The sequence below is a fragment of the Enterovibrio baiacu genome (genome assembly GCF_004120195.1).
GTDB classification, from domain to species: domain Bacteria; phylum Pseudomonadota; class Gammaproteobacteria; order Enterobacterales; family Vibrionaceae; genus Enterovibrio; species Enterovibrio baiacui.
On the sequence record NZ_SCHN01000006.1, the window covers coordinates 16,713 to 42,099 of the forward strand.

The following is a 25,387-nucleotide window of genomic DNA, read 5'->3' on the forward strand; positions in this document are numbered from 1 at the left end:
CTTTTCAAAAACATCTGCCGACCAGCATCACCCAACCTTTTTCATAGCATCTTGATTCAACGCAGTATTCGCTTGTTCATTGGGCATTGTGTTTCGCTAGTGTCGATGCCATCACATCTCTACGGCGCATCAAAGAGAGGACAAGATGTATTGATAGGTAAGCGCTATCGAATTAAGAGACAAAACCTTCTTTTCTCTTCTTTAGGCTTAAGGCATAGTAATGACAACTTTCAGAGATAGACCAAACACGGGATGTGTTGGTGGCTGATATCTCTCACCATTGATTATGAAAATAGGATTCTAGGTATGTTCGTTGTTATTTTTGGTCGTCCAGGTTGCCCTTTCTGTGTTCGCGCAAAAGATCTTTCAGACAAACTAAAAGCTGAGCGCGATGATTTCAACTACCGCTATGTTGATATTCACGCTGAAGGCATCAGCAAAGCTGACCTAGAAAAAACCGTTGGTAAGCCAGTGGAAACTGTTCCACAGATTTTTGTTGACCAAGAGCACGTGGGCGGCTTTACAGAATTCGAAGCGTACGCAAAAGCAAACCTCGGTCTGTACAACGAGTAATCCGGCTTTGTAGAACGGGTTATTACTGCTCAAACGCACATCTACTGCTTTCGCAGCAAAATAGACACAAGGCGTTCGAACACTCATACAAAAGTCAGCATATTCGCTGGCTTTTTTCGTTATAAATCAGCATAAAAACCAACGTATTTTGATGCTTTTCAAACAACTGTCCAAACTCTGACAAGCCCCTGAAATAAAATGCCAAAATTACCGCAACTTTCCATTACAAATCATCCAAAATGCGTATAATGGCCGCCCAGAATTTCCCTTTCCCCCGCACGCGGATTACGGTTCAGTGAACATAGACGTCTACAACCTGCTCGTACAAAACGATATTCTCTTGCTCTTCGTTGTTCTCGCTATTGGTTTAGCCATTGGCAAAATCAGAATTGGTGGTTTCCAATTTGGCAACTCCATCGGTGTACTTGTCACCGCCCTCAGCTTTGGTCACGCAGGTTTTAGTTTTAGCCCTGAAGCGCTCAACATTGGCTTCATGCTGTTCATTTTCTGCGTGGGTATCGAAGCGGGACCTAACTTCTTCGGTATTTTCTTTCGAGACGGTAAATCCTATTTGGTGCTGGCATTCACGGTATTGAGTGCGTCCATTGGCATTACGCTATTGATGCAGTACCAATTCGGTGTCGACGGCAGCATTGCCACAGGCATGATGGCTGGCGCAATGACAGCAACACCCGTGTTGGTAGGCGCAAAAGATGCGCTCAATGCGGGTCTCGCTGGCATGAATTACTCGCCCGCCCAAATCGCCGCAATGATCGACAACTTGAGCGTCGGTTACGCCCTTGCGTATTTGGTCGGTTTGGTGAGCTTGATTCTTCTCGCCAACTTGATGCCAAAACTGCAAAAGGAAAACCTCGAGCATTCCGCACAGCAAATCACCATGGAGCGCGGCTTAGGGTCTTCTTCTCAACGCAAAGTCTACTTGCCGATCATTCGTGCTTACCGCGTCGGGCCAGAACTCATCAATTGGGTAGATGGACGTAACCTCCGTGAATTGGGCATTTATCGCCAAACCGGTTGCTACATAGAACGTATTCGACGCAACGGCATTCTGGCGAACCCAGATGGTGATGCCATCTTGCAAGAAGGCGATGAAATTGCGTTGGTGGGCTACCCAGACAGCCACGCACGTCTTGACCCGTCATTCCGCAACGGTAAAGAAGTCTTCGACCGCGACTTGCTTGATTTACGCGTGGTTGAAGAAGAGATCGTGGTCAAGAATGACAGCATCATTGGGAAACGCTTGTCTGATTTGAACCTGTCAGAATACGGTTGTTTCTTGAACCGTGTTGTACGCGCACAGATTGAAATGCCGATGGACCATAACATCCTGCTTTCTAAAGGGGATGTATTGCAGGTCAGTGGTGAAAAGCGCCGCGTAATGGGGCTTGCTGAGCGCATTGGTTTTATCTCCATCCACAGTCAGGTTTCTGACATGTTGGCGTTCTGCTCCTTCTTCATTTTCGGCCTAATTTTTGGTTTGATCACCATGACATTCGGCCAAATGACCTTGGGCCTTGGTAATGCATCCGGCTTGTTGATTGCGGGCATTTTGCTTGGCTTCTTGCGTGCGAACCACCCAACGTTTGGTTACGTGCCGCAAGGCGCTATCAACATGGTGAAAGAACTTGGTTTGATGACCTTTATGGTCGGCGTTGGCCTAAGCGCAGGTGGTAACCTTTGGGAGTACCTGCAACAGATGGGCTTCACCATCATGTTTGGTGCGCTGGCAGTGAGTGTTGTGCCTGTTATCCTTGCGTACCTTGTGGGTGCATATGTGCTTAAAATGAACCGTGCGCTCTTGTTCGGTGCCATCATCGGTGCGCGAACTTGTGCCCCCGCCATGGACATGATCAACCAACACGCGCGCAGCACCGTTCCAGCCCTTGGCTATGCGGGCACCTATGCCATCGCCAACGTGTTATTGACCTTTGCAGGTACGCTGCTCGTTATTCTGTTCTGATCGAGAATCGAACCAATAGTCAGCCAAGATTCAGCGAACAAGGTTACACTGTTCGCTGAATTTTTTTATTCCTAACATCTCGCTGGCCTCCATTTTTCTGCATTCTCTGCCGCCGAAAGAGGTTGCCGGACGTAACGGTTGTTGTGAAAAATAGCAGCGAAATATAGCGGCGAAATATAGGTGTCGAAATATGCGTGTCCTCATTGTTGAAGATGATCCCCTTCTGAGCCATCACCTAAAATCTGAACTGTCAGAGCTTGGAAACCAAGTGCATTGTGCAAACACCGCAGAAGAAGGGTTGTTTGTCGCCAAAGACTATCCCAACGACATCGCGATTGTGGATTTAGGGTTACCCGACCGTGACGGCCTAAGCCTGATCAGAGATATCCGCCGCGCGGGCATCCGTATGCCAATCCTGATCCTGACCGGGCGTGCGAACTGGCAAGACAAAGTCTCGGGCCTTGATGCTGGTGCGGATGATTACTTGGTGAAGCCCTTCCAAAAAGAAGAGCTCGTCGCGCGCTTAAATGCCTTGGTACGTCGCAGCGCAGGGTTCGTGAAACCTGAAATCAATGCCGACAATATCTGCATCGATTTACTGGCCAAGAAGGTCAGTGTGAAAGCACAACCCGTTGAGCTCACCGCCTTCGAGTACGATCTGCTGGAATACCTGATTCGACACAGTCGCCAAGTGGTATCAAAGCAGCGTTTACTTGATGTGCTATACCAAGACCAAGAAGGCGACCCGAACACCATCGAAGTCATGATGAGCCGACTTCGCAAAAAGCTGACACAAGCTGGACAAGAAAATCCCATTTCTACCGTTCGTGGTCAGGGATACATTTTCGAAATTAACGCCAGTTAACCACCACACACCGCTGCGAAGAATCTGATGATAAAACCTAAAATGCCTTCTCCGATCCATCGACGCGTGATCACCACCTCTATCTCCATTATTTTGGTGTTTACCGTGGCGTTAGGCTTAGTGCTCAACCAGCTTTATAACAAAAGCTATTTAGCACTGTATTCTTCAGATTTGCTTTCTGCGGTTCCTCAAATCGTGGGCGAACTCAAACGCGATAACTTGCTTGAAATCGACGCCAGTAGGATCCACATTGCCCCTGAAAGTCGCCCTGAAATGGGTTCGGTGGAAACAGACTACATGGCATTTATCTGTCAGCCTGATAAGTCCTTATTTTGGATGTCTAGCCACGCCAAAGGACTCGGCCTAAGTGATATCTGCCAAGTCCTTCCCTATGATCTCGTTGACCCTGAACTCATCATGTATAACGCACACCCGTACGTGGTTCACGAGATTGCAGAAGGCTCGGGGTTAATTGAAGACAAATTCTTCGTGGTGCGCGAAGTTGCACCTCAACTTGAACGATTGTCGGCGATAAAACGTAAAACGTGGTTCTATCTCGGCATTTTGTTCATTACCACCACAGCCCTACTTTACGCCGCGTCTTACTGGAGTTTCAGCCCATTGCGCAAACTCGCAGGCGAACTCAACGAGATAGCGGAATCTCGCCTCGAAAAACTCAATACCGATTACCCATCGGAATTGGAAGACGTTACCGACGCGCTCAACCGAATGATCGAATTGAGGAAGGAGCAAACACAGCGGTATCGTCATGCCATGGATGACTTGGCACACAGCCTAAAAAGCCGTTTGGCTGCCACCAATGCCCTGCTTGATGACAGTGCATTAAGTCGAGAAATGATGAGTAAGCGCATCATTGAGCAGGTCAGTCAAATGGATGACATGGTGCAATACCAACTCAAGCGCGCCTTGGTGGGTCAGCGCGGACTTGTGCGCGAAAAATCAGCCATCAAACCTTCAGTAGATAGCCTCACAGGTATGCTGTCAAAAGTGTATCGAGACAAGCCCGTCACCGTGACGCAAGATTTCAATGATCTTGAGTCTCTGCCGATCAACAAGAACGACCTGACCGAATTGCTCGGCAATCTGCTCGAGAATGCTTTCCGCTTTTGTATTGGCGAAGTGCGGGTTCGCACTCAAGACTCACCCGATAGCTACATCTTGCTGATTGAAGACGACGGCCCTGGCATTCCAGAACCCATCCGAGACTCGGTGTTTCAGCGAGGTGTTCGCGCTGATCAGCTTAACCCAGGAACGGGCATTGGCTTGGCGGTTTGTCATGAAATCGTAGAAAGTTACGAAGGCGTCATCAGCGTCACCACGTCAGAACTCGAAGGCGCTGCATTCGTGATTCAGTTTCCGAAACAACCTTAACGAACCAGGATCAGAACGCCGCTTTTGGCACTTTGACATGCAATTTGAGAAAAGTGGCAATGTCAGCGACTTACCTACACCTGTTTCATCGTCAAATGCCGCGATGGTAGGCATTAATTGTCCGCAATATTTGGTGGCACAGCAATTGCTCTAATAGACTGTTAGAAACTATTGAGAGTAAATGATGCAGGCAATCCAGTGGCTTAACGATCAACGACGGTTGTTGTTAACTCGCATCCAAACACATTTTGTGCATGCAACGGCGCTCTTCGTCGTGCTCGCGTGTGGCCTGTGGTTCATCATTCCTCACCCGATCATTCCTGTTGCCATTGGCCTTATTCCTTTAGCTCTTCTAATTACCATTAGCCAACCTGTGTTACTGGGGCTGTTGTTCATCGCTTTTTCGTTTTTCCGTATTCATGAAGCCTTTGCCCCGCTGTACTCGTTAAAAATACCGTTAATGCTTTCGCTAGGCACATTGACCACCTTGGCGTGGCACATCGGTATCAGTGGCAAAATCCGTATGTTTAATAGTGCCGAACTCACGGCCTTTTACGTGTTTTTCGCTCTGGTCACCATCGGTATTCCCCTTGCAGGAAACCTCGGCGAAGCCTTCAACTACTACAAACAGACGTATATAAAAATCGGCATCATGACCCCCGCCCTTGCTTGGCTTTTGTGTAACGTTCAGCACTACAAAAAAGCCCTGAACATGATTTCGATATCCGGCTTGCTGATCGCGCTGGTGACGATTTACAACAAAGTCAACGGCATTGGATTGGTGGAAGAAACGCGCGTCACCGTTGGCCGTGATTTAGGGTCGGTACTTGGTGACCCGAATGATTTAGCTTTGGTATTGCTGTTTCCATTTTCTTTCACCTTGGGTATCGCGATGACACCGGGCTTGTCGAAGAAGCAACGTTTCTTCGGCCTTGTTACGGCTATTGCGATTTTCATCGCCATCATTTGTACACAAAGCCGAGGCGGTTTGCTGGGCATCTTGTCAGCATTGGGCACACTGGCGTGGCGACGGATAAAGTCCAAAGCCTTGTTGCTCACCTTGGGCAGTATCGTCTGCGCAATCTTGTTCTTCGCAGCAGGCATCAGTGATCGAAAATCCGGCGGAGCGGCAGAAGAAGGATTAGATGCCTCTGCAAAAGGCCGCCTTTACGCATGGGAAGCTGCATTCTTTATGGCTGTCGACAACCCGATTTCCGGCGTCGGCCTCAACAACTTTTATTTCAACTACTTCTATTATTCATCCCATTGGGATGGGTTAAACCATGCCGTTCACAGTACGTGGTTTGGCGTATTGGGTGAAACAGGCTTTCTCGGCCTGATCGCTTTCCTTGTCATGACCATCATTATCTATCGCTCCGCCCTTAAAACGGTCAACACTGTGTTGGCAAACGCCGCCTATTATTCGCCTATTGTCCTCGCCATTGGCGAAGGGCTTTACTCGGGCATTATCGCGTTTTGTGTGTCAGGCACCTTCCTCACTCAAGGTTTTACATGGCCTATCTACATTCTGTTGGCACTGACCGCGGCAGTCTCAAATTATGTCAGGGAGCAAGAGGTTGAAAGGAAGAAAGAGGCCGAAGCCAGAGGAGATGCCGTCGATGAACCCGAAGATGTGCCACAGACAGCCAAGAACGCCTTTTCACGCTCTGCTCGATCCGTGATCCCTAATCCGTATGCAAAGAAAAGGTAGGTGTGAGATGCGAGATGCGAGATGCGAGATGCGAGATTAGAGATTAGAGATTAGAGATTAGAAACTAGAAACTAGAAACTAGAAACTAGAAACTAGAAACTAGAAACTAGAAACTAGAAACTAGAAACTAGAAACTAGAAACTAGAAACTAGAAACTAGAAACTAGAAACTAGAAACTAGAAACTAGAAACTAGAAACTAGAAACTAGAAACTAGAAAAGCGTGGAGATATCGACGTAAGAGGCACGCGCTAATTGGCGAGAATAGAAAATTGAAAAAGGCCGCTGAGCGGCCTTTTTCGTGGAAAGCGTTAAATGAACAACGGCTGGTTTAGTCGGCGTTCAGCAGGTCATCTTTCGCAGCAAGCAGATACTGATACATTGACCAGTACGTCAGCGCGGTTGCGATGTAGAGCGCTGCATAGCCGATGTACACCACGATATCGTCATGTCGCCAAATCAGCATGGTCAGTGCAAACATCTGCGCGGCGGTTTTGAATTTCCCCACCCAAGAGACAGCAACGCTCGCACGTTTGCCAAGCTCCGCCATCCACTCTCGAAGTGCTGAAATGATCACTTCACGGGCAATCATGGTCGCCGCAGGAATGGTGACCCAGATGGAATGGTAATGCTCAGTGATCAGTACTAATGCAATTGCCACCATCACCTTATCGGCAACAGGGTCGAGGAACGCGCCAAATCGGGTGGTTTGCTCTAGGGTTCGAGCGAGATAACCATCGAGCCAGTCAGTGAAACCAGCGATAACGAAAATCAGAGCAGCGACGAAGGCCGACCACTCATAAGGCAAATAGAACGCGACAACAAAAACCGGAATTAATGCGATGCGTATGAGGGTCAGAATAATAGGAATGTTCAGTCGCATAGTTTTTATTTCTTATGAATGACCGCGTTATGGTGCTTGAAACTCACGGCTGTTGCAATGACGAATGAATCTTCTCAGCCAAAACTCGGCTAATTCCCGGCACTTTGGCTATTTCTTCAACAGAAGCACGCTTAAGCTCCTGAATTCCGCCTAAATACTTGAGCAGTGCCTGTCGGCGTTTTGGACCAACGCCTTCGATTTCTTGTAACACACTGCTCTTTCTCGCTTTTGCCCGTTTTGCTCGGTGACCTGAGATCGCGTGGTTATGACTTTCGTCGCGAATATGTTGGATAAGGTGCAAAGCCGGTGAATCCGACGGCATGGAAAACTCTTCGCCAGACACTTTGATCAGCGTCTCAAGCCCCGGACGGCGCGTTGTACCTTTCGCAACGCCCAACATGAGCGGATGCTTAGGCCAATCCGCCATAAGCGGGCTGACGACCTCCCACGCACGATTTAGCTGTCCTTTACCGCCGTCTATTAAAATGATGTCAGGGATCTTCTCAGGGTCTACTTGCTTGCTGTAGCGGCGTTCTAGCACTTGTGCCATCGCCGCATAGTCATCACCACCCGTGATGCCCGTGATGTTGTAACGTCGGTATTCAGACTTCAGCGGCCCGTCTTGGTTGAACACCACACACGATGCGACGGTTTGTTCACCCATGGTATGACTGATGTCGAAACACTCCATGCGTTTTACTGACTCGAGGTTCAACGCTTCTGTCAGCATCGCGAAGCGGTTGTGGATCGTCATCTTATGATTGATTTTGCTGGTCAACGCCGTAGCAGCATTGGTTTGTGCCAGCTTGAGGAAACGCGCACGCGCACCGCGAGGTTTGCTTTGAAGATGAATTTTCCGCCCTGCAATTTCTGACAATGCACCGGCGAGAGATTCGAGCTCCTCCCCCATTTCCTGACCAATCAGAATGCTTGTTGGGATGGTTCGCCCTTCCGCCTGATTCAAGTAGAACTGACCAATGAAGCTAGAAACCAGCTCATTGGTTTCTGTGTTCGCCGGCATTTTCGGGAAGTAGCTGCGGCTTCCCAGCACCTTGCCTTGGCGCAAGAACAACACGTGAATACAGGCAATGCCATTTTCGACTGACACACCAATGGCGTCCAAATCGTCATCACTGTCTTGGGAAACAAATTGCTGCTCTTGAACACGGCGAAGCGATTGGATTTGGTCACGAAACTCAGCGGCTTTTTCAAACTCCAAGGCTTGACTCGCAGCTTCCATTTTTTCCACCAGCGTTGCGATCACTTGTCGGTTTTTGCCCTGCAAAAACAGGCGGGTGAAATCCACCAGTTCATCATAATCTTCATCGGAAATGATGCCTTCGACGCACGGACCCGCACAACGTCCAATCTGATACATCAAACATGGGCGTGTACGATTGCCATAGACCGAGTCTTCACACTGGCGTACAGGAAAGATTTTCTGCAGCAGATACAAGCTCTGCCGAACAGCACCCGCATCAGGAAATGGCCCGAAGTATTCGCCTTTGCGCTTTTTCGCACCACGATGAATGGACAATCGAGGATGTTTACTGGCAGAAAGGAAAATATAAGGGTAAGACTTGTCATCACGGAGCAAGACGTTATAGCGCGGAAGGTGTTTCTTGATCAGATTGTGCTCAAGAATGAGCGCTTCTGTTTCGCTGTGGGTGATCGTCACTTCGACATTGGCAATGTTTCGCACCAACGCACGTGTTTTTTCACCGGGGACGTTTTTGCGGAAATAGCTAGAGAGTCGCTTCTTTAGCGACTTGGCTTTACCGACATAAATGATCTCACCAGAGGCGTCCATCATCCGATAGACGCCTGGCTTATCTGAGACAGTTTTTAAGAAATCTTTGGCATCAAACACAGCGAACAGAAATAGTTAGAGAGTTTCTGTGTCTAGCATACCATGACGAATTGCCAGATGGGTTAATTCAACGTCGCCGTTAATCCCCAACTTACTGAACAATCGATAACGATAACTGTTGACGGTTTTAGGGCTAAGGCTCAACTGCTCGGAAATGTCCGTCACTTTCTGCCCTTTGGTGATCATCAACATGATTTGAAGTTCACGTTCGGACAAGTTTTTGAACGGATTTTCAGCCGCAGGCGAAAACTGACTTAGCGCCATTTGCTGTGCAATTTCTGGTGAAATGTAGCGTTGGCCACTGTTCACCGCACGAATTGCCTGAACCATTTCATCCGCCCCTGCACCTTTCGTGAGGTAGCCAGCCGCTCCTGCTTGCATGACTTTGGTTGGAAATGGGTTTTCAGTATGAATAGTTAGAACAATAATCTTGGCGTCGGGGTTGTAGCGTAGGAGCTTTCTCGTTGCTTCTAAGCCACCGATACCAGGCATGTTCATGTCCATCAAGATAATGTCAGCATGATTGCTACGACACCACTTGACTGCTTCCTCACCGCTTTCGGCTTCCCCTACCACTTTAACACCACGAACGTCTTCGAGAAGACGTCGTATCCCTGTGCGAACCAGCTCGTGATCATCTACAAGGAAAACACTTATCAAGCTTGTTTCTCCACTATGATTTTGGCTCGCCTTGCGCCGGGATGGCGCTCGACTTGAACTGCATATTACTTGAGTTTAACCCAACAATAAAAGGGCGAACACATTGATTCTGTGTAAAAGAACATGTTTTTCGTTTTAAAACGTAACAAATAAGCCAACAAGGTCAAAAAATTCAGCACAACCCCCTTCACTGGAGAGAAAACCTGTTTAAACCCATTAAGTTAGCGTCAACCTCCGTATCGCACACAAAAACAAAGCTGTCCATCTTTCAATGCATTAAATGGCTTAATTAAGCCTAAGTTCGTTATTTTGTATCAAAAAGTCGCGCAATTGAGAACAGGCCAAGAGAAAGTTATGGCGGATTTTTGCTCTCATCAGTACGCTAAAAAGACAATGTTCCCCACCACGAAGAAGGAAGAAAACATGACTTTAACCCTTGGGATATTGCTGTGTGATGACCATTATCCAGAATCTCAAGCGGTATATGGTCACTATGACGACGCATTTAAACGCCTTTTCGCAAACAGTGCGATTACATCCTTTGTCACATACCGTGTGTTTGAAGATGACTTTCCCACTTCGTCGTCAGAGTGTGATGTTTGGCTCGTTACGGGCAGTAAATGGGGCGTGTACGAAAGTGATCTTTGGATTGCTCAACTCATCGACTTTGTTAGACGCTGCGACCAAGAAAGCCAAGCGTTAATCGGTGTTTGCTTTGGTCATCAATTGATCCACTTAGCATTGGGCGGAATGGCGGCCAAATCCGACAAGGGATGGGGGATGGGACTCTATCCCGTTAACATTTTGGACCACGAAGCATTCGATGCCCCACATCAGCAAACGTCTCTCGACTTGATCGCAGTGCATCAAGACCAAGTCTTAGACGCCGCCCCCGACTTTAAGGTTCTAGCGGGTTCCGATTTTTGCCCGATTGCTATCACGCAAAAAGACAACCGCGTATTGACCATGCAATGCCACCCCGAGTTCACGGATGCATTTCTGCTTCAATTGATTGAGCGCTTAAGAGAAAAAGCAGGCGATGAAAAAGTGGATGAAGCCGCAGCAATTATTCGTGCGAACGGCATGGGTGACAGAAACATCGTCATCGATCGCCTGTTTGCGTTTTTAGATCAGCAAGTGGTGTCACGAGAAAAACGCCAAGCGTGATGGTGAAAGATCCGAGATTGGGAAGACCACATCCTCAACCTCGGATCGCAACACTCTGCTTTATCTCTAATCTCTAATCTCTTATCTCTTATCTCGAAACTCCTATCTCGTACCTCTAATCTCGAACCTCATTGCATTTTTTGCTGTGTACATTCTCAATATGCAAACCAAGGTGGCTATACGCACGGCGTTCGGTTATATCTCATTGAAAAATAGCACTTACTATACTGGCATTTAATTTGCTCCTTTGTGTTCATTACATACGACGGGAGCGAAGCCATGACATCATCGTTAAACCAGCCACTGATATTTGTTGGGCCACCACGCTCAGGCGTGACGCTGATTTCTAACTTGGTTTTCCATCATACGGATCTGTGTTGGCTCGATGAGAGTTTTGAAAAACACCCTCGCTCGCAATGGCAAAACCATGTATTTACCCAGACCAGCCAATGGCGCTCTTCCGCGGTGCTTGGTAACGCCATGTTTTCAGGATTAGCGCGTGAATTCTCGCCGACACCTTCGGAAGCGCTGTCATTTTGGGATGGCTATTCTCGAGATGAGATCGACTTCTTCCGTGGCTTTGCGAAAAGTAAGCACGCTACTCCCATTGAAATCTCAACCATTAAAGACGTGTTGAGAAAACGCCTAATCTCTACACAACGCCCTCGCCTTGCGTTGAAATTCACAGGCCCATCGCGCTTGCACTATTTGAGCAGCCTTTTTCCTGAGGCGAAGTTCGTGAACATCGTTCGTGATCCGGCGTCTACGGTGAACTCCATGCTCTCAACAGAAGAATGGGAATACCAAGGGAAACATATGCTGTGGTGGCGTGGTGCATACTCCATTAGAGAGCTTGCACAATATGACATGCTACGAGACCACCCTATTGCAGGCACGGCGTTCCAATTGAATAAATTGCTGCAAACGACCAAGCAAGAAGAGGAAGAGTTGGACATCAATATGCTCAGCATTGACTATGAACATTTCTCGGCCAACCCTTACGATACGATGGCTTCCATCCTCAAATTTGCAGATTTACCTGCCAGTCCCCATATCGACGCTGCGATACGACAAAACGAGATTCGATGCAGCAATAAAGTCATGAAGATGCCAGCAACAGACATCAACACCGTGTATACATGGTGCCCTGCATCCTGAGTTCTCTCAGGGGACACAGATAGATAAAAAAACGCCTTCCCAATGGGAAGGCGTTTTCTTTCATTTCACCTACAGCGCATCAGATTTGATGCAAAGCACGTGGTATTTACCGTGTTCTTTCTCAGCCCCTTCGGTTTCATGTTCGAAACCTGGGAACTCGTCATCCCACGCTTCAAGGGCTTTAAGGTACTGTATTTGCGGGCTGCTTTCGTTACCAAAGTTCTCGCCACCCATTAGCATTGGAATGCCTGGTGGGTAAGGAATCACTGAGTGCGCAGCAACGCGGCCTTCCAGTTTGTCTGAAGGCACTAATTCCACTTCGTTTGCCACAATGTGGTGGTAAGCCGTGCGTGGTTTCAATTCTACTTCTGGCAAGGTTGAATAGGCTTCGTTCAATACCTGTGCTGGATTATGACGAACAAGGTATTGGAACATGCGATCACCCAAATCACGCAGGCCCAAGCCTTTGTAGATTTCTGGCGCACTTTCTACCAATTCTGGCAGCATGGTTTCCAAAGACACGTTTGCGTCGTAGTGACGTTTGAACGACAGCAAGGTATTGATCAGCGTATCGCGTTTACCTTTGGTGATACCCATAGAGAACAGGAACATCACTTGGAAATCCGTTGTACGGGTTGGCACGATACCAAAGCGACCTAGATACGCACTCACCAACGCTGCTGGCACACCTTTTTCAAGGAATTGTCCTTTGTCATCCAAACCTGGGGTGAGCAAGCTCACTTTGATTGGGTCCAACATGCACCAGTTGTCGTCCATGTGGTCGAAGCCATGCCATTTGTCTTCTGGGTGCAGTACCCAGTTGTCTTGCACTGTCATGAGCGATTCGACTGACGCATCTTCGAATTTCACTTTCTCGCCGTTGGTGTCAGTCACAACTTCCGCATTCCACGGTTTAAAGAACCAATCGCCATCAGTGGTGTAATCGTTGAACAGTTTGCGCACACTTTGACGGAAGATAACCGCTTCGCGGATCACTTCGTTTGTCAACGATAAACCGCTTTCCCCTTTCATCATGTTTGCTGCCACGTCATTAGACGCACAGATCGCGTAGAGCGGCGATGTGGAGGTATGCATCATGTACGCTTGGTTGAAGCGATCGAAGTCAATCGCATCTTCGCCATTACGTACATGGATATAAGACGCTTGAGAGAGCGCGTTCAACAGTTTGTGGGTTGAATGGGTCGCAAACACCGTTGGGCCTTTGTGCCCGTCAGCACTGCCACGCATGGCAAAGTGACCTTTGTAGACAGGGTTGAATCGAGCATAACCAAACCACGCTTCATCCATGTGAATGCGATGAGAGCTTTCAGAAAGCAAGGCTTCAGCGCGCTCTGAGTTGTAGCAAAGACCGTCATACGTACAGTTAGTGACTACAGCATAGCGTGGTGATTTACCTGTGTATTCTTTGGTCAGTTTGCCATCTGCAATTTTTTGTTTGATGGACGCCGCAGACATGGTTGCTTGGCTGATTGGGCCAATGATGCCGTAGCAGTTGCGGCTGGGTGCCATGTACACAGGACGCGCGCCTGTCAGGATCAAACCTTGCTCGATCGATTTGTGGCAGTTGCGGTCAATGATGGCAATGTCATCGTCTTTCAAGCACGCTTGCATGATGGTGCGGTTCGAGCCCGATGTACCCACAATGCCGGAATACGATTGGTGTGCACCGAAGATTTTTGATGCTTCTTCTTCGCTGTCTTTAAACGCGCCTGTGTGGTCTAACAGTGAACCTAACGCCGCGCGTTCAATGCCCATGTCTGAGCGGAACAAGTTCTCGCCGTAGAATTGGTAGAACTGATTACCTGCGGGCGTTTTTGTAAAGCCAATGCCGCCTTGGTGACCCGGTGCTGACCATGAGTACTCGTGAATGTCGTTGTATTGCATCATCGCTTTCATCAGCGGAGGCAGCACATGTTCACGGTAACGTTTCATGGCAGCAACAATCCGACCCGCAACAAAATCTGCGGTGTCTTCCAGCACGGAATAACACTCATCCACACGTTCCATCAGTTTGCGGTTCGCAAGAATCGAGGTTCGCGCTCGCTCTGCAAGCAAGAAGACAGGCACTTCTGACTGACGATCTTTGAGCGTGTTTAGCAGTTCAATTTCTTCGTTTGAATGGAGGATCTGCTCTTCTGATTTATCGAGCGTCAATACTAAGCTGTCGATGTGCGTTGCGAGGATCACAGCCTTCGCATCTTCATAAGAGTTTGCAGTGACGATTTCAATCGTGCGTTCGTGCAATTCTGCAATCAGTGATTGTGTGGTGCGTGCAGCATAGCTGCTTGGATCAATATTTTGCGGCTCTACAACCAGAGTGCGCATTTTGCTGAAGTAGTTGCTCATAATAATTACCTAATCGACAAGGTGCATTTCAGCGTCAACGCTTTGGATGGCTTGTGTATGTAATACAAATAAGTCAGGCAGAGTGGTTAACGTTAATTCAGGGTTAGGCTGACCATTACGCCAGCGCAATTAAATTTAACTTTCACGTTCAATCCACCAAAGAATAAATACCCATATCGGCGTTATTTCTTTGGCTCATGTCTTTTATAAAAAATAGGGAAATAGCCAACCCCAATAACTGGAGAGAAAATGAGGCTGGTTATTTAATGCTAATTCCTAGGGTAAGCAGATAATGAATGTGTTGCTTACGCGTTAACTTCTTTTTCGTTTGCGATTGCTTCGTTCGCGTCGGTATTAATATCTCGCGCCGCAATGAATCCGTAGAAGATGTAGCCGAACAGGGTCAGTATGGTGCCGCCGAATACGGCTTCCGCGCCACAGGCATACACGCCATAGATGCTGTAAACCACGCCCAGCGTACCCACCGTCGCTCCCAATTTGTATTGTGCAGGTGTGACTTTGTTTTTACGTAGCATCACTTCCAATCCTGTCATGGAGAGGATGTAAGGCACCATGTTCACGAACACCGCAAGGTTGAGCAATGCGTTGAATTGATTAACCAAGTTAGGAGAGATGGTCATCAGGGCAAGTAACAGTTCTGCCGCCAACATGATCAGCATGCCCATGATTGGCGCGCCCGCTTTGTTGGTTTTCGCAAAGATTTTAGGGAACAAACCTTCTTCCGCCGCAGATTTTGAAACCTGCGCATTGGTGAACTGCCAACCCAATAGCGAGCCGATACACGCGATAACCGCTGCCATGGTGACAATATTGCCCACGGTTGGGTTAAACATATGGCTGAATACAAGACCAAACGGTGCCGTTGAATTCGCCAATTCTGCGTTAGGGATAATCCCTTGGATCACAGTGGTAGAAAGGATGTACACCACCGCGGCGAAGCCTGTACCAAATAACACAGCAAGCGGTACGTTGCGCTCTGGGTTTTCAACCGCATCCGAGTTAGCACCGGCAGATTCAATGCCCAAGAAAGCCCATAGTGTCAGCGCGATACCTGAAGACACAGAGTGCATGGTTGTATCATGGTGTGGGTTCCATGCAGAGATGAAGGTCTGTGGATCAAACCACCACCAGCCAATCACTGATAAACCAAGCACAGGAAGGATAATGCCCCACACGGTCAATGACGAAATTTGACCGGTGATTTTAGGACCACCAAAGTTCGCCAACATGGTCACGATAAGGATGGCGACAACACCAAAGAAGGTGTGCATCGGCGTATCAAGCCATGGCATGAAAGGTTTGATATAACCCACTGCAGAGACCGCGATAGCGACACAGCTGATAACTAGGCAAACGTAGTAGGTATAAGACGCAATAAAGAAGGACGATTTTCCGTGCGCTTCTTCGGAATACGCAGACATACCACCGGAACGTTTACAAATCGCACCACACTTCGCAAAGGTATACGCAATACACATTGCACCTAGGGCTGTAATAACCCAAGAAAGGAGAGAAATGGTTCCAACTTGTGCCAAGCTCGCAGGTAACATAATAATACCTGAGCCCATCATATTTACTGCAACGAGAACGGTTAAACCCACCAATCCCATTTTTTTACTATTGGCATCTGAAGACATCACTTAAACCCTTAATTCAGACGAGATAGAATAATAGATTAATTTCAGGCGGCCAGATCCATGGCGACTGTATATAGCCAAGCGTTCATTTTACTTGAATATATTTAAGGGCGGCATTTTGATATTGGTGATAATCAGAAATAACGAATGTGCTCTTACTACAGCAATATTTACATAGACATAATGCCATGCAAATACATCCATTAATGAATATTAGAGAAAAGCATATTCATTAAATCGTTTAGACCGTTTCATTCTTAGGCAGCTTAGCGTACTTAAACAAGATAGCTCTATTCGATGAAGCGTATTCTTCTCCGATTTCGAATTTTTTAAACCCCTAAAAATGCAATCTAGCATTGCAAAAATGAGTTTTTGACCGTGATCTAAATCACTATTCAATGCGTGAACATCGACGTGCAAGGGAAAATCTCCATGAAAAATATTTGTGACGAATATCACGCATTATCGCAAACTCAATCACTTAGCATCATTCATAGCGTGTTTTACTTCTTTAAGACCTATCAATATTGCGGATGACTCTGACACGCCCCTGCAAATAATTATTCACTAAATGCGTGACTTTACTTGTCCTGATTTTTTCATTCCAGCAGGTACTTATGAGAAAAGAAGCTTAATTTGGCGCGCATAAGTGTAAACACCATGACGGTTCAGCGCGGACATTCGTCATTTCTTTATGGTGCTTAGCACCTCTTAATCGTGTTGATGCGTTCGCCATGCAAAAAACGCATGACCTTTTTGCATCTAATTCATTTGCTTCATGCCATTGATAACTCTACTCTACGCGCCTTTCTCACCCTGAGGTCGCTATGTTTCCACCCTTTTTGCAATCACAATCTTTGGCGTCTCAGCTCTGTCGCTGGGCAATCGTCCTTGTGCTAACGCTTATCGTCGTTCATCACTGCACGCCACTTCAACGTGCATTAACGGACTACGCCGTGGATGGGGGTTGTCATCAACAACACAGAGACGCGCCCCACCACTGAACAAGACATATACAGCACGTCACTGCAAAGCGGTGCGTAAAATAGCGTCAAGTACACGCGATTTTCGAATTTATAAGCAATAAGTGAACATGATTCACTCTCAACGTTAAGGTAGTTCAATGAGTATTTTCCGGTTCCCGCTCGTCGTTTGGATGGGAATAGGGATATTGATCATCAGCCTAGGGATCAGGCAATCATTTGGTATCTTCATGATGCCTATCAGCGACACGTTCCAAACAGGACGTGAATTTTTCAGCCTCGCTATTGCCGTGCAAAACCTCATGTTTGGCGCGTTCCAACCTTTTATCGGTATGGCAGCTGACAGATTCGGCGCAAAACGCATCATTGCAATGGGGGGTGTTGCGTACGCTCTCGGTCTCTACCTCACGTCCATCGCGACCAGCGCCGGCATGCTCTATGTGTCCCTCGGTATTTTGGTGGGTTTGGGTCTCAGTGCCACAAGCTATGTCATCATTTTGGGGGCGGTTGCCAAGGTGGTTCCGGCTGAACACACAGCAAAAGCATTCGGTTTAACCACCGCTGCGGGTTCATTCGGTATGTTTGCCGTTATTCCTGGTGCCCAGTCACTCTTGGCGAACTTTGACTGGCAAACGGCCATGCAGGTTTTCGCCGTGCTTTGCACCATCATGATCGCCTTCTCGGTGTTTATCAAAACATCGCAAGGTGCAGGCATGACGAACCCTGCTGATGATTCCCAAACGCTAAAAGAAGCGCTGAAAGAAGCGTTCAAGCACAAAGGTTACTGGTTCATTCACGCGGGTTTCTTTGTTTGTGGCTTCCAAGTGATGTTCATTGCCACTCACCTGCCAAGCTACATTGCAGATAAAGGGCTACCCGGCAATACGGCGGCGATGGCGTTGGCCTACGTGGGTATCTTTAATATCTTCGGATCGTATTTCTGGGGGTTGATGGGCGACCGATTTAACAAGCGCTACGTCATGTCTTCTTTATATATGATGCGTTCTGTGGTGCTGGCTCTGTTCGTGACGTTGCCATTGACCACAGAAACCGCCACCCTCTTTGGTGCAGCCATTGGTTTTTGTTGGTTAGGCACAGTGCCATTAACATCAGGATTGGTTCGCCAAATCTTTGGTGCACGGTACATGTCGACCTTATACGGTTTGGTCTTCTTCACCCACCAAATTGGCAGCTTCATGGGAGCATGGGTCGGTGGCCGCGTCTTCGACCATTATGGTTCGTATGAACCGATTTGGTGGGCAACAGTTGTTCTCGCACTTACAGCCGCGATTTTGCACTTACCGATTAACGATAAACCCATCGTCCGAGTAATGGCGCAGCCAGCGTAAACCACGATTGGTTAATATCGCTGTTTGCGAAAAATACACCGAATATAAAATGGGTCGTTCTACGACCCATTTTCGTTTTTGCGCTCTATGATTTTCACGTCTGTCCCTGGGAAAAACATCCATAAAACAATGCGCGTTTCATAGTTCACGTAATACACAAACAAATGATATCAGTTGCATAATTTTATTGAACAATGTAACGAAAGCGTTAATGTGTTATTGATTTTGTTATCATTTCTCGATTCTAGATATGCATCTACCTCGCCTCCCTGCTAATTTAAAAAAAAATGCAGTCAATACACCAACTATTAGGAGGCTAAAAAATGGGGAAACTCACGACACATGTTCTTGATACCGCAAATGGTGTACCTGCAGCAGGTGTGAAGCTATCGCTTTATCGCATTGATGATGACGGACTTAAACCGCTTCTTTCCACATCAACAAATCAAGATGGCAGAACCAATGCGCCTTTATTAGAAGGCGATGCTTTTCGATCGGGCCACTATCAGCTTGTGTTTGCAACGGCAGCGTATTTTCGCAATCGAAACACACCTCTAGACCCCATCCCCTTTCTTGACGAAATTGTTATTCGATTTGGCATATCAGATCACAATCAGCACTTTCACGTCCCATTGCTTGTTTCTCCCTATAGCTACTCGACATACAGAGGAAGCTAGGCTGACGCAATTCGCTTCTCACTCGCTGATTTAACGCCTAAAGCCATATCAACAAGACGGGTTGTCGCGGGCCTAGAACGAAAAAAGCCAGCTTGGCGAGCTGGCTTATCTTACTGAGGGACATTCAGAAGCACATTTATTCCGCTAAGATTGGGTACGCTTCTGTGTAGATCCAATCCTTGTCTTTCGCTGGAATGTGGCAACCTAAGCAATCAGTTTTGTAGTCTGAAGAAACATTGACGCCAAGGTTATCAGGCTTAAAGAGCGCCCAACCCCATCCATCTCCCCACACACCCGAGTCTTGGAAGCGACCTTCAGTGTCTTTTACCATGACAAACCATTGTTTAAGGTTTCCGGTTTCATAATTCACGCCAGCGCCCGTGGTGAAATCCCCGCTCGCGTGCGCGCGAAGTTCCTTAACAAGCGTCGCGCCATCAGGGAATTTACCGGTTTTACGGAACGCCTCTACAGTTTCCTTTTCTGTATAAACGCCGTGGAAACCGCTCGCACCACCATCAGGCACAAACCAAGATCCAAGATGGACCATTGACGTACGAAACCCTTCAGGAAAAGCAATGTTGCCATCTGCATCGACAAGCCCTGAAAACGAGGTCTTATCTGATGCAATGGAGGTGGTAACGACTCCAGCGCTCGCCAGTAAAGCGAAAGCTATGATGCTTTTTTTCATTTTTGTCTACCTTATTTTAATGATGAAGACACGCCACCAATGGCAAGCTCACCGGTTCCTTTACCTGCGCGCAGTACCGGATAGTACTGGGTAAATACAAAATCATCCGCTGCTGCAGCAGCGTGGCAAGCATTACATGCAGCCGCTGGGAATGCCGTTGCGGTTTCAGTCAATGAAGCATGATCCGGTGTAGAAAAGCTGTAGTAAGACCAATTGCCCGGCTCGTTAGGGTTCACTTTTTTGCTCTTGATCGTGGCTTCCAAGCCAATGAAATCCCCTTGGAAGTAACCTGCACCGCTCACTGCAGCCTTAGAGCCAACATCCACAAGCTCTTTGATGATAATGGTGCCATCACGGAACTCGCCAGTTTCTTTCCAATGCGCCCAGCTTTCAGGATCAATGTAAACATTGTGGTGCTCTGGAAAAGCCGCTTTGCCATTGTTCATATCATTAGGTGTAACGGGTGTTCCAACATATACCCATTCACGATAACCGGTCGGACGTTCCAATGCGCCGTCTACAATGGTGAAGTATTCCTTTGCAGAAACACTGGTTGACGCCAAGGTTAACGCGCTCAATAAAGCAGCCGCCCCCAACCCTTTAGCCAGAATTGAAGATGGAGTTGTTTTTGTTGCGAATGCTTTTTTTGCTTCCATTTATAGTTACTCCTTTCTAGTGACAAAATGCTCAGTAGACAAGCATTTGTACAGAGCTTAGGCTATACAAGGAAAAGGCGTTATAATCAGGAGACTCACATTGGTGCTTGGAAGAATCAAAAACGACGAAAGCTTCAATTTACTCACAGATATCCTTGAAACACTTAGGTTTAGAGGTTCTATTTTTCTAAGTTCTGATTTATCTGCACCATGGGGCATATCCCTCGAGCAGACAGGGTATCCTCGCTTTCACATCACCATGAAAGGCAAATGCTACGTCGGTATAAAGGGTGACCAAGAACTGCAAGCTGATGAAATGGAACTCGTTTTTCTACCGAATGGCGATAAACATTGGCTGGCCGATGATCCCAGTAACCCTCGCATAGCGAGCGAGAGCATGGAAGAGGCTTGCGCACTTCATAAACCATTGTTTCAAAATGGAATAACCACTCATAGACTCATGTGTGGCATGGTAAAGTTTGATGAAGGACTAAGCCATCCAGTGTTGGATGCTTTACCTGATATTCTGCACTTCAAAAACATCTCACATGACGATCCAATATGGACATTGATCACTCTCATTGACCACCAAATTCGAGAGTCGGGGTATCAAGATAACCTGATCGTCGACAAACTTACGGAAGTGTTATTTATAACGCTTTTAAGGCACTATCTGGATGAAAACGACAAAATACTGGATTTCATCTCTAACACGCGAGACAAAAGAATCCTGAAAGCCTTGTCCCTCATGCATGAAAACCCTGCAAAGGAGTGGACACTTGATGAACTAGGAAAACAAATTGGCATGTCTCGTGCGACCTTGGTGCGCCACTTTCAAGATGCCATCGGCATGGCCCCTATTGCCTATCTAAATCACTGGCGTAGGCTAAAAGCTTATCAAGCCCTCCGATACACAGATGAATCCGTCGACAAGATCGCGGTTTCTTTAGGCTTCACCTCTGGTCAAACACTTAGCCGCGCCATGATCCGTGAAATGGGCATTAGCCCAGGCGAGTTACGAAAACAGAAAAAAACCTAGTCAACGAGCTCTCCCAAAAAGCCTCAATCAGACCTAATGAGAAACATGAGGACACAAAAAAACCGCATTGGAAAATGCGGTTTTTTCTGTCTTCGTGGTGATGGGTTAGAAAAGCCACCCTGTTGGGTTCTCAACGGCTTTTTTGGCATCCAATTGTTTCATGCCTTTCACCATGCGCACCACAGTCCACACGAGCCAAAACAACAAGATCAGATAGCCAACAAGCACGAGTGATGTAATTGCACCAATGATCAGATATAGCGCTCCAATCCAAAACGTTCGAATCTGATATTGGTAGTGCGTTTTTAGCCATTCCGGCGCATCACCTCGGTTCACGTAAGCCATAACAACGCCAATAAGCGTCGTTAGACCAAATAAAATACCCACCAAATACAACACATAAACGATTTTTGCAGTGCCTTCAGTTGAAGATCCGCTTTCTACCACGGTATCACTCATTGTCCTCTCCTTGTGAATAGTATTAAAACGCGTCAGATTCTGTATAACGCCGCTTTGTAGTTAGACTGACAACTAATATACCCAAGCCACATAAACCCATTGATACGTCCATGATGAAGTTTTTATTTTTGCGATAAGCCAGCGATCATTCAGTAATCAGCAATATTGTTTGTAATGTTTTTTTAGACATAAACATACGAACTGGCACAAAAAAAGGCCGTTACGGCCTTTTTTATTCGCGGTTTCATCTGAGGTAGATGCTAACCCTGATACCCCATCATACGTGGTAATGAGAGCACCAAATCCGGCGACAAGATCATGATTATCAAAGCTGCAAGCAGCGCAATGATGAAAGGAATGATCTGCTTGATAATGCCCGCTAACGGTATGCCTGTTGTTCCATTTATCACGAACAACAGCACGCCATAAGGCGGTGTTATCAGCCCTATCATCAAGTTAACGATAGTGATAACACCAAAGTGCACCAAATCGATGCCCAATTCACGACATGCAGGAATAAACAGTGGAACGATAACCAAAATAACGGTCGTCGCATCCAATAAGAAACCCAGAGCCAAGTAAATCAGGTTAACGATGATCAAAAAGGCCATTGGCGACAAATCAGCCGCAGCAATCATGTTCGCAATAGAGGTCGGCACATTTTCCGTCGCAATGATGTAGTTAAAGATCAGCGCGGAGCCGATAACTAACCCTACCGATGCAGACGAATAGGCACTTTCTTTTAACGCATGGTACAACTGCTTAAAGCTGATTGAGCGATACACCACTGCCGCGAGGAACAGCGCATAGGCTGCTGCAACCGCAGCTGCTTCCGTTGGCGTTGTGATACCACCATAAATACCAAACAGCAAAATGGCTGGCATTAAGAGCGTTGGTAGCGCACGGAAGGTAATACCAGGAATTTCTTTAATCGGTGTGCGAGGTTCTTTCACGATGTCCATGCGGGTAGCAAGGTACGCGTTCATCCCCATCAGCATAATCCCCATTAACAAGCCTGGGATCAGGCCAGCAATGAACAAATAACCGATAGACGTATCAGACACCAATGCATAAATCACCATCGGAATTGACGGTGGGATGATTGGGCCAATGGTTGCTGATGCCGCAGTAATGGCCGCGGCATACGCAGGTGGGTATCGCCCATCTTTGGTCATCATGTTAATGATAACGCGACCGATGCCTGCCGCATCTGCCACTGCAGATCCTGACATGCCCGAGAAAATAAGGCTCGACACAATGTTCACATGCCCTAGTCCGCCACGTAAGTGACCCACCAATGCAACGCAAAATTGCAGCAACCTATCCGTGATGCTTCCTGCATTCATGATATTGGCAGCCGCAATGAACAAAGGCACCGCAAGCAAGATAAAACTGTTGTAAAAACCTTGGATAATCTGCTCACCCGCCAAGGCGAGATCTTGACCACTGACAGCCAAATAAACAATGGCACCAATGATCATAGAAAACGACACTGGTGTACCAAAGGCAGCGAGTAAAAGGACAGTCACCAAGCAAAGTGTTAACGCTAAACTCATTGTTCCACCTGCTCATCCTTGTTGGCATCTGCGTTTTCATCCGTGATCTTGTATTTCGGGTTCAAATACTGAATCAATGACACGCTATAGCGGAGAATAATGACACCAAGGAAAACGCCATAAATACTGAATACGTAATCAAGACGCCACTTCAAAATGGCACTCTTCTTGATCTTGTAAAAAGTGATGTAATCCCACGTTGGCAAAAAGCTCATTCCGAAACCGATAATGATGCCCAATGCTGACAGGATGAGAAATACACGCTGGACTTTTCCTGGCACGTTTAAATAGAGAAGGTCGAAGCGAATGTGGTCTTTATGGCGAAGACAAAACGCGCCCGCCCAGAAAATCACCCATAGCCATAAGGTCAGCAGGAGTTCTGATGACCAACCTATGGGTGAATTCAGGACATAGCGTGAGAAAATCTGAGCACAAAACATCAGGAACATTACCGCCAACATAGCGACGGCAATGCCATCTGCAATTCGCTGAAACCAAGTTAATATCGATTTCACACGCGACCTCATTACAGCTTATTGATTTTCTCTACCATGCCTTCAGGCCAAGTGTCAGACAAGTCTGATTCCAAGTACGCTTTTTGTACGTGAGTACGGAACGCATTTAGATCAGGTTCGTATACTTTAAGACCTTTTTCGACGAAAAAGTCTACAAGCTCACCTTCAAGTGCCAATTGGTTTTTGCGACCAAATGCTGCTGCATCGTCAGCCGCTTTTTGAAGTTGTGCTTGTTGTTCAGGCGTCAGCTTGTCCCAAACCTTTTTAGAGATAGCAAGGTAGTTCAAGTCAACCAAGTGGCTCGTCAATACGATTTGCTTGGTCACTTCGTAGAATTTTGCATCTTTGTCCGTAGGAAGCGGGTTGTCTTGTCCATCAACCGCGCCAGTTTGTAGTCCTGTGTACACCTCGGTAAAGGCCATTGGAGTTGGGTTGGCACCCAATGCTTTACCTAGGAATTGCCATGAGTCTGAACCTGGCATACGCAGTTTCACGCCCGCAAGATCCGCAGGTGTCATCACTTCTTGATCGGTACGCAAGTTTAACTGACGACGGCCAAGGTAAATAACAGTTAATAGTTTCACGCCCAACGTGTCTTCAACCTGCTCTTTAAGAGGCTCCATGAAGTCAGCGTTAAATACCGCCACTTGGTGATCCGCATCGCGGTGCATGTAACCAGCAGAGAAAATGGAGAACTCAGGGATAAATTCTGCCAGCTCTTGCGCCGATGCCATTGCCATGTCGAGGTTGCCACGCGCAATCGCTTCAAGCTCTGTGCCTTGCTTGAACAGTGATGCATTCCAGTGCGGTTCAAATTCTGCAAAACTTGCAACACCAGGACCAAATACCGTTGTTAGCGCAACCGCACGCTGATCAGTTTCTGAACTCGGTGCCGACAAGCGCAATTTCATATCCGCCGCGCCAGCCGCTGTTGCAGCAAACATACTTACTGATAGCGCAGTCATCTTCATCAGGTTCTTCATCCAGCTTGCTGATGATTGGGACAACAATTTCATACACCACTCCTTTGATTAAAGCCCTTACTGCGGGCCCTTATAGGGTCAACGCATTGATGCGTAATATGAATAAACACATCAAAACAACAGTTGACCATGAATATGTCATTAGCGTAGACGAATAATTGATCACGATGTTAGCCAATTGTGTCTCAAATGTTAAAAC

At 47.1% G+C, this 25,387-nt stretch carries 21 protein-coding genes; 10 read left to right on the forward strand and 11 right to left on the reverse strand.

Features of this window, described 5'->3' with window-relative positions:
* Positions 1 to 306 precede the first annotated feature (306 nt).
* The 5 genes from EQP46_RS02720 to EQP46_RS02740 all read left to right on the forward strand — a co-directional run bounded on the left by EQP46_RS02720 (position 307) and on the right by EQP46_RS02740 (position 6,522).
* The gene (locus tag EQP46_RS02720) at positions 307 to 573 is read left to right on the forward strand and encodes a GrxA family glutaredoxin (protein WP_017011768.1); all 267 of its coding nucleotides are present in this window, start codon (positions 307 to 309) and stop codon (positions 571 to 573) included.
* Positions 574 to 868: 295 nt separating this feature from the next.
* Positions 869 to 2,554: an aspartate:alanine antiporter gene (locus EQP46_RS02725; RefSeq protein ID WP_129492193.1), complete on the forward strand. Its 1,686-nt coding sequence runs from the start codon at positions 869 to 871 to the stop codon at positions 2,552 to 2,554.
* Positions 2,555 to 2,744: 190 nt separating this feature from the next.
* A complete protein-coding gene (locus EQP46_RS02730; RefSeq protein WP_129492194.1) occupies positions 2,745 to 3,419 on the forward strand; it encodes a response regulator in 675 nt (224 codons plus the stop codon).
* A gap of 27 nt (positions 3,420 to 3,446) precedes the next feature.
* The gene (locus EQP46_RS02735) at positions 3,447 to 4,811 is read left to right on the forward strand and encodes an ATP-binding protein (protein ID WP_129492195.1); all 1,365 of its coding nucleotides are present in this window, start codon (positions 3,447 to 3,449) and stop codon (positions 4,809 to 4,811) included.
* Positions 4,812 to 4,992: 181 nt separating this feature from the next.
* Complete coding sequence (locus EQP46_RS02740; protein WP_129492196.1) at positions 4,993 to 6,522, forward strand: O-antigen ligase family protein; 1,530 nt, start codon at positions 4,993 to 4,995, stop codon at positions 6,520 to 6,522.
* A 329-nt stretch (positions 6,523 to 6,851) separates the two neighbouring features.
* Here the strand turns inward: EQP46_RS02740 and pgsA are convergent, their stop codons facing one another.
* The 3 genes from pgsA to uvrY are packed head-to-tail and all read right to left on the reverse strand — an operon-like array spanning position 6,852 to position 9,933.
* Positions 6,852 to 7,403: a CDP-diacylglycerol--glycerol-3-phosphate 3-phosphatidyltransferase gene (gene pgsA, locus EQP46_RS02745; protein WP_129492197.1), complete on the reverse strand. Its 552-nt coding sequence runs from the start codon at positions 7,401 to 7,403 to the stop codon at positions 6,852 to 6,854.
* 43 nt (positions 7,404 to 7,446) lie between these two features.
* Complete coding sequence (gene uvrC, locus EQP46_RS02750; RefSeq protein WP_129492198.1) at positions 7,447 to 9,273, reverse strand: excinuclease ABC subunit UvrC; 1,827 nt, start codon at positions 9,271 to 9,273, stop codon at positions 7,447 to 7,449.
* 15 nt (positions 9,274 to 9,288) lie between these two features.
* Positions 9,289 to 9,933 (reverse strand): UvrY/SirA/GacA family response regulator transcription factor, encoded by a 645-nt coding sequence (uvrY, locus tag EQP46_RS02755; RefSeq protein ID WP_102318377.1) that lies wholly within the window; start codon positions 9,931 to 9,933, stop codon positions 9,289 to 9,291.
* 423 nt (positions 9,934 to 10,356) lie between these two features.
* Here uvrY and EQP46_RS02760 point away from each other — a divergent pair, with 423 nt between their 5' ends.
* Both EQP46_RS02760 and EQP46_RS02765 read left to right on the forward strand, forming a co-directional pair.
* The gene (locus tag EQP46_RS02760; RefSeq protein WP_129492199.1) at positions 10,357 to 11,100 is read left to right on the forward strand and encodes a glutamine amidotransferase-related protein; all 744 of its coding nucleotides are present in this window, start codon (positions 10,357 to 10,359) and stop codon (positions 11,098 to 11,100) included.
* Positions 11,101 to 11,379: 279 nt separating this feature from the next.
* Positions 11,380 to 12,258, forward strand: a complete 879-nt coding sequence (locus EQP46_RS02765) for a sulfotransferase (protein WP_129492200.1) — start codon at positions 11,380 to 11,382, stop codon at positions 12,256 to 12,258.
* 69 nt (positions 12,259 to 12,327) lie between these two features.
* On the opposite strand, the gene adiA is transcribed toward EQP46_RS02765, so the two are convergent.
* Both adiA and potE read right to left on the reverse strand, forming a co-directional pair.
* Positions 12,328 to 14,625 (reverse strand): arginine decarboxylase, encoded by a 2,298-nt coding sequence (gene adiA, locus EQP46_RS02770; RefSeq protein ID WP_129492201.1) that lies wholly within the window; start codon positions 14,623 to 14,625, stop codon positions 12,328 to 12,330.
* Positions 14,626 to 14,930: 305 nt separating this feature from the next.
* On the reverse strand, positions 14,931 to 16,283 hold the full coding sequence (gene potE, locus EQP46_RS02775) for a putrescine-ornithine antiporter (RefSeq protein WP_129492202.1): 1,353 nt from the start codon (positions 16,281 to 16,283) through the stop codon (positions 14,931 to 14,933).
* Between the two features lie 1,123 nt (positions 16,284 to 17,406).
* On the opposite strand from potE, the gene EQP46_RS02785 reads away from it, so the two are divergent.
* Together EQP46_RS02785 and uraH are read left to right on the forward strand one after the other, a co-directional pair.
* A complete protein-coding gene (locus tag EQP46_RS02785; protein WP_129492204.1) occupies positions 17,407 to 18,615 on the forward strand; it encodes an MFS transporter in 1,209 nt (402 codons plus the stop codon).
* A gap of 323 nt (positions 18,616 to 18,938) precedes the next feature.
* Positions 18,939 to 19,292: a hydroxyisourate hydrolase gene (gene uraH, locus EQP46_RS02790; RefSeq protein ID WP_129492205.1), complete on the forward strand. Its 354-nt coding sequence runs from the start codon at positions 18,939 to 18,941 to the stop codon at positions 19,290 to 19,292.
* Between the two features lie 136 nt (positions 19,293 to 19,428).
* Here uraH and EQP46_RS02795 read toward each other — a convergent pair whose 3' ends face one another.
* Positions 19,429 to 19,980, reverse strand: a complete 552-nt coding sequence (locus tag EQP46_RS02795; RefSeq protein WP_129492206.1) for a cytochrome P460 family protein — start codon at positions 19,978 to 19,980, stop codon at positions 19,429 to 19,431.
* Positions 19,981 to 19,991: 11 nt separating this feature from the next.
* On the reverse strand, positions 19,992 to 20,636 hold the full coding sequence (locus EQP46_RS02800; RefSeq protein WP_129492207.1) for a cytochrome P460 family protein: 645 nt from the start codon (positions 20,634 to 20,636) through the stop codon (positions 19,992 to 19,994).
* Positions 20,637 to 20,739: 103 nt separating this feature from the next.
* On the opposite strand from EQP46_RS02800, the gene EQP46_RS02805 reads away from it, so the two are divergent.
* A complete protein-coding gene (locus tag EQP46_RS02805; RefSeq protein ID WP_129492208.1) occupies positions 20,740 to 21,675 on the forward strand; it encodes an AraC family transcriptional regulator in 936 nt (311 codons plus the stop codon).
* Positions 21,676 to 21,780: 105 nt separating this feature from the next.
* On the opposite strand, the gene EQP46_RS02810 is transcribed toward EQP46_RS02805, so the two are convergent.
* The 4 genes from EQP46_RS02810 to EQP46_RS02825 form a co-directional block, all read right to left on the reverse strand.
* A complete protein-coding gene (locus tag EQP46_RS02810; protein WP_129492209.1) occupies positions 21,781 to 22,134 on the reverse strand; it encodes a DUF4870 family protein in 354 nt (117 codons plus the stop codon).
* Positions 22,135 to 22,394: 260 nt separating this feature from the next.
* Positions 22,395 to 23,690 carry a TRAP transporter large permease gene (locus EQP46_RS02815; protein ID WP_129492210.1) on the reverse strand — a complete coding sequence of 432 codons (1,296 nt, stop codon included), beginning with the start codon at positions 23,688 to 23,690 and terminating at the stop codon, positions 22,395 to 22,397.
* Complete coding sequence (locus EQP46_RS02820; protein ID WP_240671627.1) at positions 23,687 to 24,205, reverse strand: TRAP transporter small permease; 519 nt, start codon at positions 24,203 to 24,205, stop codon at positions 23,687 to 23,689. Before EQP46_RS02820 ends, EQP46_RS02815 begins: the two co-directional genes overlap by 4 nt.
* Positions 24,206 to 24,216: 11 nt before the next feature.
* Positions 24,217 to 25,221 carry a sialic acid TRAP transporter substrate-binding protein SiaP gene (locus EQP46_RS02825; RefSeq protein ID WP_129492212.1) on the reverse strand — a complete coding sequence of 335 codons (1,005 nt, stop codon included), beginning with the start codon at positions 25,219 to 25,221 and terminating at the stop codon, positions 24,217 to 24,219.
* Positions 25,222 to 25,387 lie beyond the last annotated feature (166 nt).

Excerpts from the sequence above, each read along its gene's own strand:
- EQP46_RS02730 (WP_129492194.1), top strand. The coding sequence starts at position 2,745 with ATGCGTGTCCTCATTGTTGAAGATGATCCCCTTCTGAGCCATCACCTA.
- EQP46_RS02760 (WP_129492199.1), top strand. The coding sequence starts at position 10,357 with ATGACTTTAACCCTTGGGATATTGCTGTGTGATGACCATTATCCAGAA.
- EQP46_RS02800 (WP_129492207.1), bottom strand. The coding sequence starts at position 20,636 with ATGGAAGCAAAAAAAGCATTCGCAACAAAAACAACTCCATCTTCAATT.
- EQP46_RS02785 (WP_129492204.1), top strand. The coding sequence starts at position 17,407 with ATGAGTATTTTCCGGTTCCCGCTCGTCGTTTGGATGGGAATAGGGATA.
- EQP46_RS02815 (WP_129492210.1), bottom strand. The coding sequence starts at position 23,690 with ATGAGTTTAGCGTTAACACTTTGCTTGGTGACTGTCCTTTTACTCGCT.
- EQP46_RS02810 (WP_129492209.1), bottom strand. The coding sequence starts at position 22,134 with ATGAGTGATACCGTGGTAGAAAGCGGATCTTCAACTGAAGGCACTGCA.
- EQP46_RS02740 (WP_129492196.1), top strand. The coding sequence starts at position 4,993 with ATGATGCAGGCAATCCAGTGGCTTAACGATCAACGACGGTTGTTGTTA.
- potE (WP_129492202.1), bottom strand. The coding sequence starts at position 16,283 with ATGTCTTCAGATGCCAATAGTAAAAAAATGGGATTGGTGGGTTTAACC.
- EQP46_RS02825 (WP_129492212.1), bottom strand. The coding sequence starts at position 25,221 with ATGAAATTGTTGTCCCAATCATCAGCAAGCTGGATGAAGAACCTGATG.
- uraH (WP_129492205.1), top strand. The coding sequence starts at position 18,939 with ATGGGGAAACTCACGACACATGTTCTTGATACCGCAAATGGTGTACCT.
- EQP46_RS02720 (WP_017011768.1), top strand. The coding sequence starts at position 307 with ATGTTCGTTGTTATTTTTGGTCGTCCAGGTTGCCCTTTCTGTGTTCGC.
- EQP46_RS02795 (WP_129492206.1), bottom strand. The coding sequence starts at position 19,980 with ATGAAAAAAAGCATCATAGCTTTCGCTTTACTGGCGAGCGCTGGAGTC.
- EQP46_RS02765 (WP_129492200.1), top strand. The coding sequence starts at position 11,380 with ATGACATCATCGTTAAACCAGCCACTGATATTTGTTGGGCCACCACGC.
- EQP46_RS02735 (WP_129492195.1), top strand. The coding sequence starts at position 3,447 with ATGATAAAACCTAAAATGCCTTCTCCGATCCATCGACGCGTGATCACC.
- adiA (WP_129492201.1), bottom strand. The coding sequence starts at position 14,625 with ATGAGCAACTACTTCAGCAAAATGCGCACTCTGGTTGTAGAGCCGCAA.
- pgsA (WP_129492197.1), bottom strand. The coding sequence starts at position 7,403 with ATGCGACTGAACATTCCTATTATTCTGACCCTCATACGCATCGCATTA.